Source organism: Peribacillus sp. FSL K6-5616 (assembly GCF_038008245.1).
GTDB classification, from domain to species: domain Bacteria; phylum Bacillota; class Bacilli; order Bacillales; family DSM-1321; genus Peribacillus; species Peribacillus frigoritolerans.
Genome location: NZ_JBBOYT010000001.1, coordinates 3,861,181 through 3,874,537 on the forward strand (window position 1 = coordinate 3,861,181; position 13,357 = coordinate 3,874,537).

16 protein-coding genes and 3 pseudogenes are annotated in these 13,357 nt (G+C 35.5%); 1 reads left to right on the forward strand and 18 read right to left on the reverse strand.

The features are described 5' to 3' along the window. Positions 1-195: 195 nt before the first annotated feature. The 18 genes and pseudogenes from MHB45_RS18605 to MHB45_RS18690 all read right to left on the reverse strand — a co-directional run bounded on the left by MHB45_RS18605 (position 196) and on the right by MHB45_RS18690 (position 12,250). A complete protein-coding gene (locus MHB45_RS18605) occupies positions 196-750 on the reverse strand; it encodes a hypothetical protein (protein WP_048687729.1) in 555 nt (184 codons plus the stop codon). Between the two features lie 130 nt (positions 751-880). Beyond that, positions 881-1,310 (reverse strand): annotated as a pseudogene (locus tag MHB45_RS18610) (SMI1/KNR4 family protein). A 213-nt stretch (positions 1,311-1,523) separates the two neighbouring features. After that, positions 1,524-2,027: a YrhA family protein gene (locus MHB45_RS18615; RefSeq protein ID WP_235443525.1), complete on the reverse strand. Its 504-nt coding sequence runs from the start codon at positions 2,025-2,027 to the stop codon at positions 1,524-1,526. A gap of 2 nt (positions 2,028-2,029) precedes the next feature. Then, positions 2,030-2,461 (reverse strand): SMI1/KNR4 family protein, encoded by a 432-nt coding sequence (locus MHB45_RS18620; RefSeq protein WP_340908032.1) that lies wholly within the window; start codon positions 2,459-2,461, stop codon positions 2,030-2,032. 223 nt (positions 2,462-2,684) lie between these two features. Next, positions 2,685-3,198: pseudogene (locus MHB45_RS18625) on the reverse strand (ankyrin repeat domain-containing protein). Between the two features lie 178 nt (positions 3,199-3,376). Next, on the reverse strand, positions 3,377-3,763 hold the full coding sequence (locus MHB45_RS18635; protein WP_048684675.1) for an immunity 22 family protein: 387 nt from the start codon (positions 3,761-3,763) through the stop codon (positions 3,377-3,379). Between the two features lie 163 nt (positions 3,764-3,926). Further along, a complete protein-coding gene (locus MHB45_RS18640; protein WP_105718863.1) occupies positions 3,927-4,361 on the reverse strand; it encodes an SMI1/KNR4 family protein in 435 nt (144 codons plus the stop codon). 6 nt (positions 4,362-4,367) lie between these two features. After that, positions 4,368-4,457 (reverse strand): annotated as a pseudogene (locus MHB45_RS28350) (HNH endonuclease); the annotation flags it as partial. Between the two features lie 96 nt (positions 4,458-4,553). Continuing rightward, a complete protein-coding gene (locus tag MHB45_RS18645) occupies positions 4,554-5,057 on the reverse strand; it encodes an ankyrin repeat domain-containing protein (protein WP_048687734.1) in 504 nt (167 codons plus the stop codon). A gap of 221 nt (positions 5,058-5,278) precedes the next feature. After that, positions 5,279-5,719, reverse strand: a complete 441-nt coding sequence (locus MHB45_RS18650) for an SMI1/KNR4 family protein (protein ID WP_072273499.1) — start codon at positions 5,717-5,719, stop codon at positions 5,279-5,281. Next, positions 5,720-6,334 carry an SMI1/KNR4 family protein gene (locus MHB45_RS18655; RefSeq protein WP_048687738.1) on the reverse strand — a complete coding sequence of 205 codons (615 nt, stop codon included), beginning with the start codon at positions 6,332-6,334 and terminating at the stop codon, positions 5,720-5,722. A 4-nt stretch (positions 6,335-6,338) separates the two neighbouring features. Then, a complete protein-coding gene (locus tag MHB45_RS18660; RefSeq protein WP_081088706.1) occupies positions 6,339-6,506 on the reverse strand; it encodes an HNH endonuclease in 168 nt (55 codons plus the stop codon). Between the two features lie 14 nt (positions 6,507-6,520). After that, positions 6,521-7,039 carry an ankyrin repeat domain-containing protein gene (locus MHB45_RS18665; protein ID WP_048687739.1) on the reverse strand — a complete coding sequence of 173 codons (519 nt, stop codon included), beginning with the start codon at positions 7,037-7,039 and terminating at the stop codon, positions 6,521-6,523. A gap of 401 nt (positions 7,040-7,440) precedes the next feature. Beyond that, positions 7,441-7,878, reverse strand: a complete 438-nt coding sequence (locus MHB45_RS18670) for an SMI1/KNR4 family protein (RefSeq protein ID WP_048687740.1) — start codon at positions 7,876-7,878, stop codon at positions 7,441-7,443. Positions 7,879-7,896: 18 nt separating this feature from the next. Continuing rightward, positions 7,897-9,693 (reverse strand): T7SS effector LXG polymorphic toxin, encoded by a 1,797-nt coding sequence (locus tag MHB45_RS18675; RefSeq protein WP_048687742.1) that lies wholly within the window; start codon positions 9,691-9,693, stop codon positions 7,897-7,899. 306 nt (positions 9,694-9,999) lie between these two features. Then, positions 10,000-10,827, reverse strand: coding sequence for a MetQ/NlpA family ABC transporter substrate-binding protein (locus MHB45_RS18680; RefSeq protein ID WP_063594653.1), 828 nt, complete (start codon positions 10,825-10,827; stop codon positions 10,000-10,002). Between the two features lie 18 nt (positions 10,828-10,845). Further along, complete coding sequence (locus tag MHB45_RS18685) at positions 10,846-11,508, reverse strand: methionine ABC transporter permease (protein WP_072273500.1); 663 nt, start codon at positions 11,506-11,508, stop codon at positions 10,846-10,848. After that, entirely contained in the window at positions 11,501-12,250 is a 750-nt protein-coding gene (locus tag MHB45_RS18690; RefSeq protein ID WP_072273501.1) for a methionine ABC transporter ATP-binding protein, read from the reverse strand. Before MHB45_RS18690 ends, MHB45_RS18685 begins: the two co-directional genes overlap by 8 nt. Positions 12,251-12,560: 310 nt before the next feature. Between MHB45_RS18690 and MHB45_RS18695 the strand changes: the two genes are divergently transcribed. Next, positions 12,561-13,355, forward strand: coding sequence for an alpha/beta hydrolase (locus MHB45_RS18695; RefSeq protein ID WP_072273502.1), 795 nt, complete (start codon positions 12,561-12,563; stop codon positions 13,353-13,355). Positions 13,356-13,357: the final 2 nt, after the last annotated feature.

The following is a 13,357-nucleotide window of genomic DNA, read 5'->3' on the forward strand; positions in this document are numbered from 1 at the left end:
TAGGCGATAGTTTTCTCTTCAACTATTTTATCAGATAGGAAAATATATTCTATTCTTACTTCATCAAGTAGTTTTAGTAAGTCTTTATCTTTTATAATACATATTTCTTAAAAGACCATTTATGCTGATATATTATTTATCTTAATTATCCTTAATTGTTATTATTCCAAAACACCAAGAATCGTAAAAAAACTCTTACAATAGACCATCTATTATCTGTTTTAATTCTTCATATGTACTTGAGTGAGCTATTTTTTTTAGTGAATTTAAAGATATTGTTTTTTGATTAGGAAAATATATATCTAAGTCTTTAGTTAATGCTAAATAAAATTCCCATTGTGCCGTATTTAATGGTTCAATTAATTCTAAGTTTTTCTCTTTTAGTAAACAAAAGACATATATATCAGCATTCCGTTTTACGGTCGGGTTATATTTATTTGTTGTATAATCATATTCTTTTTTTGCCCCAATACTAAAACTGATGTTTGAATATTTTTCCTTATGCCATGCTTGGATATATGCAGAAGATTTCACCTCGATTTTCATGCCTTTATAAACTAAATCATATGCATCCCATTCAACTCGTAATTGATTTAAACAGCCAAGAGCAGTTCCAATTAAAAACTCAGCAAAAATTCCCCTTAGGTTGTTTGTTAGAATATTTGAAAATCCCCATTTCCAGAAATCTAAAATAGTATGGTCTGTTCCTAATATTGGAGTTTCTGATTTAAGATGTCTTTCATTATTCATTTATAACCACATCCTTTTATGCACATTTCAGGCAAACTACCAACGTTTCCCAATACATTTTATCTTCCCATTTAATTTTCACTTAAACCTGAAGGCATGTCTTAGATAATCGGCAGAACTTCTTCTTCTACTAACAGTTAAAATATGCTTTTAAAAATTCATAAAATGTAGGCCACGTTTCTTTTAATTCTCCTTTTAAAAGCAGCTCATCCCCGTCCTCAAAATTCACCATAAAGACTTTATCCGTTACAGTATCAAGGACTAATACAGCATTTGCTGAAATTTCGCCTTAAAATTAAATACTTTTTCGTAAAGCCACGCTCTTCTCGGGAAATAAATGTATACGACTCAATATTATTCTCTTCATCTACGATATCAAGTAACTCAAAAGGTACAAACTCTTCCCAAAAAGGTCCAGCATAATAATAATAGAATTCACGGAATGTAACTGATACATCTACTTCTAAACTATTTAAAGCCTCATTTACTTTACTTTTATCTTCACGTTTATAAATGTCCTCTCCTAGAACTTGATCTAATTTCTCAGGCAAAATACTCATTTTAAATTCCCTCCTAAAGCTTCTCGTCCCCTTGTTATCCACTTATGTATGATACCTAATTGATAGCCCAATGCTTTTTGTTGTGAATGGTGTTTTGGTTTATTAACAAAAAAGCATTTGTTGCCTATATTGGACAATTAAATGCTTTTCTTTGTTCTAGTCACCCAATCCCAGCATTATATGATCCTTCTTTATAACTTTCGACTTATAGAATTACAGAAGGCTTGCTTCAAGTGCATCACTCAACATAGAATCGAAACTATAAAAGAACTGAATTAAAGTTCCAGAGGGTTTATCAAGTTCTACATATACTCTCTCATTTAGGTCGTAACAAAACCATGCAGTATCAGAATCCCCCAAAAATATGTATTGCTTTTGCCAATCATTTTCATACCAAAGCTCGTTTGTTTCAATAAACCCCTGAACCTCTTCATCTCCTTCGTTATCAAGTAGCGTTTCATCAACACCATAGATTACTAATCCGTTAAAGTCTAATCCATTTACATTCTTTAGAAAGTCAATATACGACTCAGGAATAATAATGTTTCCTAGTCTCTTCTGAATGGTTTGTTTCATTTTAATAATTTCTGAATTTGATACAGGATTCCTAAGTGAACTATCATATTTAATTTCAATTTTTTCTACTTCTATCAATAATTCTTTCCACTGGGGCATATCTACTCTTCCTTTCTTTAAAGCCGTTTTGGTAAACTTCATCCTCAAATATCAAAAAAGTATTCATTGTCTTCATCAACTTTTTTTATAAAATTCTCTAATGAATCAGCTATTTTATTGTCAAAGTAGTGTACAGAGGTCTTTTGAGTATCATTTAAATCAAGTGTTAAATATACACCCTCGTTTACTTCATAAAAAACAATTTTGTCTGCTTCTTCATAAATCCCCTCTAAGTCAGGGTCATACTCATAGATACCTTCCCTTAGTGTAATATCTGCAATAGTATCAGGATCCATTAATCTACTTATTGAATTCTCATTATTGCCTTTAAAAAAACCATAACCAACTTCTAAGTATAACTCCCTTAGTTCAGGGGGAAATTTAAATCCGAGTCTTTCCTCTGCTTTTATAAGGTCATTTTCTTTTAATGGAAAAAAATTATGATTACTATTTTTAATATAATCAAATTTAGCCACCATCAATTACCTCCTTGGAAACAATTTATTTGATGGAGATCCTATACCATGAATGCCTGCCTGATGTTCATCAGGCAATTTGGCAGGATATATATTAATTGTTCCATTTGCGCTTTATGAATTTTTAATCCTGTTGTTGTCTCTACATTTCTAAAATAATCTAAGTTTATCTGTTTTTTTATAGTAACAGCATGTCAATTAAAAAATTAGGCTCTTTTCTTTTCTATTCTTTTTCATCCATTTTCTGCTTTAAATATTCAGCAATTTCTGTTTGCCCAAATTCTCTAGCATATTCATATGCATCCATATTCTTAATACTCTCTCCCGTATATCTAATTGAAATATCTATTCCTTTTTCAACTAGAAACTCCACAACTTCTTTATGCCCACCATAAATCGCTCCAAATAATGGATTTCTTTTTGCTAAGCTTACATCTAATTCTGCGCCTGCCTCTATTAAATACTTTACTATCTCCAAATGCCCCGCTCCTGCAGCCACTCTTAAAGGAGAAGCATCAAATATATCACCTTTTGTATTGACATCAATTCCTTTATTGATTAGATATTCTACTATTCCAAAATGTCCTTTCTTTGCTGCAACATGTAAGTAACCACGTACCAAATGGTGTCATTGTATGTAAAGTTTCTGGATTATCGCCTATTAAACGCTTTACTTCATTAATATCACCGAGCTTAATAGCATTTCTTATAGTTTTATTTAGACTTTTTTCATCCATTACATTACCTCCTGTATTTCTACTATCTTGAACTAGCTATGTCTCCTAAATCTTCAAGAGCTTCAACATTCCTTAACCGATTCACTACTTCCTAGAGCATCAATACTATGTCGTCCTATTACAGCATTGACATAAAAAACCTTGAAAAGCTTAAGCTAATCAAGGTTTTTTATCTAAATTACAAGTATTCTATTGCACCTAAAAACTCTAAATTACTATAATTAATTGTAGTTTTCTTTTTTATTCCCTCATATTTAAAGTTGTATAAAAGAATTACAACATTATACTGTCTTGGCAACTGTGCCCCGCACAATGAAGAAAATTTAGGAATAATGTCATCATCGTAAGAGAATCCTTCTAATAATCGACTAAGCGAGTTATCAGCTTCATCATAAAAATCCGCTTCTCTAACAGCATCGTCATATCTATCGATTCCAAAGCTTTGAGCAAACATTGATGGAATAAAATCCCCATCCTCTGTATAAGAAATTTCAAGTAAATTGTCTAATTCCTCTGATGAGTTAATATTCCCTACCCAAAATGATACAAATCCTTCTTTTTGCATAAGCTACCTCCTATTGAGTTTCAATCCACCTAAGTGATAGATATTAACATTCAGTAGTAGAGTTATTTCTATTCTTAAAATAATAAACGGTTCACTGGGAAGCCCTACAAAAAAAGGAACTTTGAAAGGCATTTTGCCAATCAAGGATAAGTTTCAATAGTTATTACTCCATCATATCAAAAAAGTATTCATTGTCTTCATCAACTTTTTTTATAAAACTCTCTAATGAAACAGCTATTTTATTGTCAAAGAAGTGTACAGAGTTCCTTTGAGTATCATTTAAATCAAGTGTTAAATATACACCCTCGTTTACTTCATAAAAAACAAGTTTGTCTGCTTCTTCATAAATCCCCTCTAAGTCAGGGTCATACTCATAGATACCTTCCCTTAGTGTAATATCTGCAATAGTATCAGGATCCATTAATCTACTTATTGAATTCTCATTATTGCCTTTAAAAAAACCATAACCAACTTCTAAGTATAACTCCCTTAGTTCAGGGGGAAATTTAAATCCGAGTCTTTGCTCTGCTTCTATAAGTTCTTTTTCTTTTAATGGAAAAAACTTATGATTATTTTTTATATAATCAAATTTAGCCACCATCAATTACCTCCTTGGAAAAAATTTATTTGTTGGAGATCCTTTACCATGAATGCCTGCCTGATGTTCATCAGGAAATTTGGCAGGATGTATATTAATAATCTAAGTTTATCTGTTTTTTTTAAAAGTAGCAGTATGACACCCTTTATATATCATGACAATTAAATAATTAGTCTCTTTTCTTTTCTATTCCTATTCATCCATCTTCTGCTTTAAATATTCAGCAATTTCCGTTTGACCAAATTCTCTAGCATATTCATATGCATCCATATTCTTAATACTCTCTCCCGTATATCTAATTGAAAAATCTATTCCTTTTTCAACTAGAAGCTCAACTACTTCTTTATGCCCACCATAAATCGCTCCAAATAATGGATTTCTTTTCGCTAAGCTCTCATCTAATTCTGCTCCAGCCTCTAATAAATACTTTACTATCTCCAAATGCCCCGCTCCTGCAGCCACATTTAAAGGAGAAGCATCAAATATATCACCTTTTGTATTGACATCGATTCCTTTATGGATCAGATATTCTACTATATCAAAATGCCCTTTCTTTGCTGCAACATGTAACCACGTACCAAATGGGGTCATTGTATGTAAAGATTCTAGATTATCGCCTATTAAACGCTTTACTTCATTAATATCACCAAGTTTAATTGCATTCCTTATTGCTTTGTTCATACTTTTTTTATCCAAAACATATTCTCCTTACTTTCAATTTTCTTCTACTGGTTAATTCACCTAATTCTTCAAGAGCTTCAACAGCATTTTACGGTACAAAACATTCCCCAAATCATCAATACTATGTTGTCTTATTACGGCATTGGGTGCCCTCGAAATGAATAAAAAATGGATAGTCCCTTTGATTTCGAAAGGCTCTATCCACTTCTTCTTTTATAAAAACATTTCTTACTTTATTACCAATCTTCTTCATCTTCATCCCAGTTTTCTTTTGCCTCTTCAAGACTTTCGATCAAATAGTCTAGGAAATTATCAGCTGCGGTAAAACCATATCCCTCTTGGTTATCCCACATAATAACTGGACATTCTCCATTTTTCATTTTATTAGTATCGAGGCAATAGGCAAATTCATCAATATCTTCTATAACCACAAGTCCATCTATTAAATCATAATACTTTTGATGACCTCTGGTAGCATCTACTACTGCTGGACCCGTATAACCATATCCAATTATTCTCACTCCAAAGAGTCCACCAAAACCATAGTTTCTTAAAAACCACTTGTAACTTTCCGGTAAAGAGACCTGTAGTTTTAGTTCAGTTTCTCTAACTTTTTCATCACTTACTCCACCTGTAAAATCATCATCTTTTCCATACCGCTTAAAAATGCGAACAATTTAATCATCTAATAATTCATCATCTAGCCACAGCTCTACGTCATCAACATCAATATTCTCAGTTTCATTAATTAATTCTAATCCACTTAAAAAACCTAAAAATGTTTTCGATACAAGATGTATATTATCCCAATATGAGTTAATCTCATCCGAAGCATCTTCTATTCCTACCATTATTTTAGCTTCGCGTTCATTTTCATGGTTCCAGAAATAAACTTTACTTATAATGCTTTCCTTTACTCCTAAGCAGATTAAATTTCCTCCCGGGCTTTCCCCAATTGGAATCATACAATTTGGCATCCGATTTAAATAACCTTCTATTTGGTCGAATAAATTATTTTCACCAGCTAATCCATAAAGACCTTCAAATACTTGAGTGCCCTCCTTAGATGTCCAAGGTGATGTCTCAATCGGTTTATACGTTACCTCATTTTCAAAAAAAGTTTCATCATAGTTAAGAAGAAACTCCTTATAATCCTTTGGAATGAAAATATCATACATCGTCTCTATTTTCTTAATCTGATTTTCTCTTGAATTTAAAGAAAAGACTTCTTGTTTCTTAATATTTAAGGTGTTTAATTTATTTTCTATTTGATTTATATAATTGTTACCCAAAAATTCAAATCCCTCCTCTTAAACCTGATGCAGCACCAATGTGTGGTATATTTTCATGTAACTTTGTAGGTATTAACTGTATAGTAACGTCATCTGCATGGTGTGGTGTTAGACCTTTTTCTCTCAGCCAGTTTTTCGCCTGATTTTGACTACAAAACCCTTTGGCTTTCATTAATTTTTCATAGACTAACTTGAAGTCCCCTTCAAATCCATCTTCTGCTTTAAATAGTCAGCAATTTCTGTTTGTCCTCTATCAATGGCAAATGCATAAGCATCCATATCTTTCATGTTGTCACCAGAGTATTTTATGGTTATATCTATATTATTCTCAACTAACAATTTAACAATCTCAAAATGACCACCATATATTGCAGCAAACAGTGGATTTCTATCTGGTTCACTAGTATCCATCTCAACATTCTGGTTAATGAGATATTCGGCAATATCTAAATGGCCTTTTGTAGCTGCTCTTTCAAGGGCATTTGTAGAAAAAGTTCCCCGCTGTGCATTAGCATCTATCCCGGCATTAATAAGATATTTTATCATTTCTAAATGCCCATGAGTTGCTGCTATATGTAACCATGTACCAAAGGGCGTCATCCATGTTAACATTTCTGGTTCTTTCTCGAGTAAATCTCTTACCGTATCCGTTTGGCCACTTTTTATCGCACCTCTAATGTCTTTCGAAATTTGAGTTTTATCCATTTAGTTTCTCCTTTATTTCCAACGTCTTCTAGAATATCAATAGTATCATCTAAGTCTGAACCCGCCGTAAAGACTGCTTTCAATTGATTTTTAAAATTATCTAAAAATTTAATATTATGTTTTCCTTTAATTAAAATTCAAAAAATAAAACAAAAAGCACCTGTTGCCTCAAAGACAATCAAATGCTTTATCGTTAGCTATATAAAGTAATTCATTACAAACCTTATCTTTAAACCAACGAGCTTGCTTAAATCGTAGGTTTAAAGTTTGTTCCTTGTAACGATAATTCGTAAACTTAAAATGTCATCTCGCCTAGCTATCTTTCGCAATTGTCATAACTTATATTGTTAAAAACTCTAGGTTTGCTCAAAACGGATAAATGTAGCTTCCCATTAGTATCATTATTTAGATAAATATAGGTTATTAAAGAACTCATCAAAACTATCTGCAAGGATAAACATATTGCCCATTTCTTCCTCTGGTTCTATATCATGAATCCAAAAATAGATCTTTCCTTGGTATTCTCCACTAACTCCTAATAAAATTTCATTCCCTCCTGGGTCATTAGCAATTGAAATAAAATCTTCCGGTATTTCTCCTTCTAAAACCTCAAAAACTTTAGATAAATTACTCTTCATATCCCCAATTCCATAAAACTTATTAACTAAACTTTCTCCTTCATCATCAGATATTTTGAAGTTAGATTCTTCAGGATATCCCCCATTGTATTCTAGTAGAAAATCAACATATTGATTAGGTAGCGTAACATCGTACTCTTGTTCAAATTGTTTTATATCTTGTAGGGAAATCTTTGGATTTTTGCTACTCATTTTTGTCATATTCGCACTCCTCTAATCTTACTTATTTTTTCCATTAACTTTAGATTGACCACCAATGTGTCTAAACTCTCTATGAATATCTTCATCTACTAGCATCATCGTTTTTCCATCTTGATGATGATGCCATGTATACCCTTCTGGTGGTTTCCTAATATCAATTATTGGAGGATCAGTATCTTTACTAAGTTTAGCCGCTATATTTGCATTTTCAAAGTCTTTTGGATTATTCTTAGGCGAATGTACCTCGATTTTAACCGGCTCAACATTTGGATGTACATAGGGTGTAAAATCAGGATAACCATTTGGATAACTTACTGATATTCCAGACTTGTTAATATAAGTCCAAGTGCCGTTATCATCGATAGAGATTTTCCCGCCCTTTTTATACCACTTTTCAGGTATAGGAGAGTTCATTGGTTTAGTCCTCAAAATCTCTTTAGTGACATCTTCTACATTTAACCTACCCCTACCACTAACTTCAGACTCCACTTTCGCCATTGAAATTAACTGATCCTTCAATCCCGCACCATTAACCACATTATAAGGTACTCCACCTGCCAACGACAGTTGGTTTTTAGGATTGTATGGCAATAGGTTAGGGATGGAAACTAGTTCTTTTGCCTTCGTTGCACCTTTTACTGCAGCGGCTTTTGTAGTTGCTACCCCAGTCTTCGCTACAGCACCCGCGCCTTTTGTTCCGACTACAGATGTGACGACTGTTCCGAGGGCATAGGTTACCCAATGAGACCGCGAATAGGCATCGCCATTTACCATATCTCTTTCATATGAGTCGGAGATGGACTTGGATATATATTTATAGGTTTGAACCGGGTGCATGATTGAGTTTGCTACACCTTCAACTGTTTCCCCGGGATCTGTGACAAAGTCCCAAACTCCTGTCACAAAGTCTTTACCTACATCATAAAGGCCTACGCCGATTCCTTTTGCAATGTCTGCGGTTTGCTTAGCCGCTTCTAGCTGCATGACATATTGCTGCTGGGTGGGCGCTAAGTTTTCGTACCCGATCTGCTTGGCGATTTTGAGGAACTCATCAGGATCTGTTACATGATCGAGTTGTGCCTTCAAGTCTTTGATCAGGCGATTCTCCGCCTCTTCTTTCTTAACTTTGAGATATTGCGCGGTTTCTTTTTTCCTTACTTCCAGGTTTTTATAGGCTTCACTATTTTTATAGGCTGCTGCATTAAAATATAGCGGGGATACTACTCCTCCCCTTGTACTGGATATTTTCAGTTGCTCCATGAGTGCCATCACTGCCGCTTGGTCCTCTTCGGATTTGGCATATTCAGCCGTCCACTTATGGTCGATTTCGTTTACCTTGTCTATCGTTTGGGTCCGTTTTGTTTCAGCTTTCTCGATATTTTCAAAGAACGCATCATCGGAAAAAGGCTCTAACTGAATGAGATCATCAATTCCAGCCAATATTTTTTTCAGATCATTTTTCTGGGCTGTGACCATTTCCTTGGAATTTCGAGTCGCATTTGTCAGCTCTTCCTCTAAAAATGGGACCGTAACCACGGTTTCGCTAAGGTTCGCTTCGATTGTATCTCCTTGAATTCCGCTTAAAAAGGCAACATGCCGATTGATCAGGCGCAGCCAAGAATCCACGACATCGATCTGTGCTTTGTAAAACCCTTTAATGGCCTCTGCACCTTGCCCCTGCAGCTCATCATCCAAATGAACGATGCTCTCAAATCCTTTTTTCAATTCCGTGAGCTGTTCTTTCAGGTCCTTATATTGTCCGACACGCGTTTGCATGGCAGAAACTAGTGTTTGAGATTCGTAAGTCATCGACATAATGGAAAGTCCTTTCAACTTCTTTTCTTATTCATTTCTATGTAATATTTTTATTCACTGTAAAATTATGGACTAAATATATTTTAGAAGAGTTTCTATATTTATTCAAGAAATGAAGGGACTTTTTATTAAACGGATTTATAGTATAAAGAAGGTAGGATATTAGAATATTTCCTTAAGCTTTGTAATATCGAACAAAAATATGCTGTCCAGGAGCCAGCTAGACGATGGGTGATCACAAAGTTACACTGAAACGCAAATAAGGGCTATTCCTGTTGAAGGAATAGCCCTTTTTTTGTATCAAAGTCAAAATGCCGGAATGGCCGTTTCACTATATTTCTCTTCTAAAAATTTGCGTACCTCCGGGCTTGTCATGGCCTTGGCCAACTTTTGGACTGGCTCGGAATCCACGTTATCCTTGCGTGCCACTAATGTAATCGCAAAGTCATTTTCAACACCTTCTGTGAGAAGGGCGTCATTTTTTGGTGTCAAACCAAGCGGTGCAGCGTAAGCAGGTGTTATTACTATCGCATCTGCTTCATCATACGTTCTCGCTAGCATTAATAAATCGACTTCTTTGAACTTATAGTTTTTAGGGTTCTCAGTGATATCAGACATTGTATAGTATGGACCCTTTTTTTCCTTTAAAGTGATAACTTTATGCTGTGCCAGCAAGGCCAATGAGCGATCGATATTCGACACATCATTTGCAATGGCAATAACGGCACCCTCTGGCAATTTATCCATTGAATCGTATTCTTTGGAATACACACCATAATTGGCAAAATAAATGGGTTTCACTGGTACTAGCTCGGCATTTTTGTTTCGATTGAATTCCTCCATATATGGAACGTGTTGGAAGAAGTTCACATCCACTTCTTTTGCCGCTAATGCGGTGTTAGGCTGGACATTATCACTTAATACGACCATTTCCAGGTTAATGCCCTCCTCTGCCAGCTTTGGTTTAACAAGCTCAAGGATTTCCGTCATTGGGGGAATGAGTGAGGCCACTTTCAATGTAACCTCTTCCTTTTCCTGATTCTGCGCATTTTCTTTCTCTTTTACTTCATTCGTCTTTCCACATCCTACTAAAAACAACATAATTGCTGCCATGAGAAAGAGTATTTTTTTCATGATGTTTCCCTCCATTATTTATCTTTTATCAATCATTCTAGCTATTGTCGTTCCAATGAATTGGATAAGCTGTACTAGAATAATCATAATGATAATCATATAAATCATTAGCTCTGTTTTAAACTGCTGATAGCCATACCTGATGGCAAAGTCGCCGATACCGCCGCCTCCGACCACTCCCATGATCGTTGAATAGGAAATAAAGCTGATAATCGATGTTGTTAGTCCGAGGACAAGCCCTGAACGAGCCTCCACGTAAAGAAATTTAAATATGACATCCTTAACCGAAGCCCCCATGGAAATGGCTGCCTCGATCACACCCTTTGGCACGTCCAATAAAGATTGCTCGACCAATCGCGAATAATGGGCAATGGCGATGATTGCTAATGGAACGCAAGCAGCTGCTGTACCAATGGCTGTGCCGATTATGAGTCTTGTAAACGGGATTAAAAAAACAACCAATAATAAAAATGGGAATGAACGGATAATATTCACAAGTAAATTTAAAATCGAGAAAGCCCACGGGTTTTCAAGCAAATGACCCTTCCTAGAAAGAAATAGCAAGGTCCCCACAGGCAATCCTATCAAAATCGCAGCAAAAATGGACACACCAACCATGGTAATGGTTTCTCCAATCGACTGCCAAATTTCTGCCTCATATTGAACTAAAATCTCAGGCATGGCCCAGCCCACCATTCTTTGCTAATTGTTCGATAAAATATTCTGGACGATTATCCTTTTTTTGAATCCCGGTTGGTTCGATTATGACCGTGTCATAAATCTCTCCCTCTGCCATGATCGATACACGATTGCATATACTTTTAATGACATCCAGCTCATGACTAACGATGACGATCGTCACCCCGAAGCGTTTGTTGATGTTTTCTAGCACGTCTAATATTTCAGCCGTTGTATTTGGATCAAGGGAAGAGGTCGGTTCATCACATAACAACACTTGCGGGTTATTTGCCAATGCCCTTGCAATGGCAACACGCTGCTTTTGTCCCCCGCTTAATTGTGCCGGATATCTCTCCAACTCACCCTCCAATCCGACAAATTGGAGACACTCTACAACACGGCTCCGACGTTCCTTCTTTGGGTAATTTGCCAGCTCTAAAGAGGCTGCAACATTGTCATAAACCGTTTTATTTGCCACAAGATTAAAATGCTGAAAGATCATGCCAATCGACTTCCGTGCCCCTCGAAGTGCTTTATTGTTCAATGTTGTCAGCCTTTGGCCATTTACCTCCACTTCGCCCGCATCTGGGGTCTCCAACAAATTCATTAGCCGCAGCAACGTTGACTTCCCTGCTCCGCTTGCTCCGATTATTCCATGAATTTCACCTTTAGGTATTGTTAAAGTAACAGACTTAATAGCCTGAAATTGTGAAAATCTTTTACTCACTTGATCCAGGTTAATCATAAAATCCCACTTTCTATTTGTTGAAAGGTAAGCATACCGCCCCTCATTATCGTTTCATCAAAGAAACACAGCTGATAAATCATTTTATCAACTAATGAGGACCTAATGCAAAGACACAAATTAACAGTTAAAGACTTCCAACCCTATTAAGCTCCCTCTTTCTATTGGCTGCCATTCTTAGATAATCGGATTATTCCTTTCAAAATAACTGAGAGTGTATTATAATTATAAATGATAATGGTTATCATTATCATTTATTTTTTCTAAACTTCAAAAATACGAATGTTCTAAAGGACGTGGTGGAAAATACATGATTCGATACCTTGATGAGAAAATTGCCAACTATGAGGTATGTGTCATCTTGCCCTCAGGTTACGATCAAACCAAGAAATACCGAACGATCTATATGCATGATGGTGGAGAAACTGCCAAACAAGCTTCAAACTATATCGATCATTTAATTCTTTCAGGGCAAATTGAACCGCTTATCGTTATTGGAATTGAACCCATTGATCGCAAAAATGACTATACGCCGTGGGAAGCACCATCACTTGCACCGCATGCTTCCACCTTTGAAGGGCGAGCGCAGGTTTATTTACATACTGTCGTAACCGAAATAAAGCCATATATAGATGCCCATTATGCTACCAATCCCGAGCCTTCACATACAGCTATTTCCGGCTGCTCACTTGGAGGACTTGTTTCGATTTTCGCCTCCTATTATTATCCAGAGGTATTCCATCAATATATCTCATTATCAGCTTCCTTTTGGTACGAGGACGTTCTTCGCTATCTTCAAGGGGAAAAGATTGAACGGCAAGGAAATATCCATCTCAAACCAACTGTGAATCGTCAAAATCATCGGCTCTATTTTTATGTCGGGGAATTAGAGGGAATTTATAAAGAAACGATACAAAAGCATATGGTTGACTACACGAAGAAAGCCCACCTTGAATTTACCAAGGAAGGCTATTCGGAATCTAACCTATTATTTGCGTCAGATCCAAAAGGAACTCATGATGACCTATTCTTTACTAACTACTTCATTCAGTCACTTCACTGGTTATATGGCATAGAAACTAGGAACGAAACGATGGATCGATGATT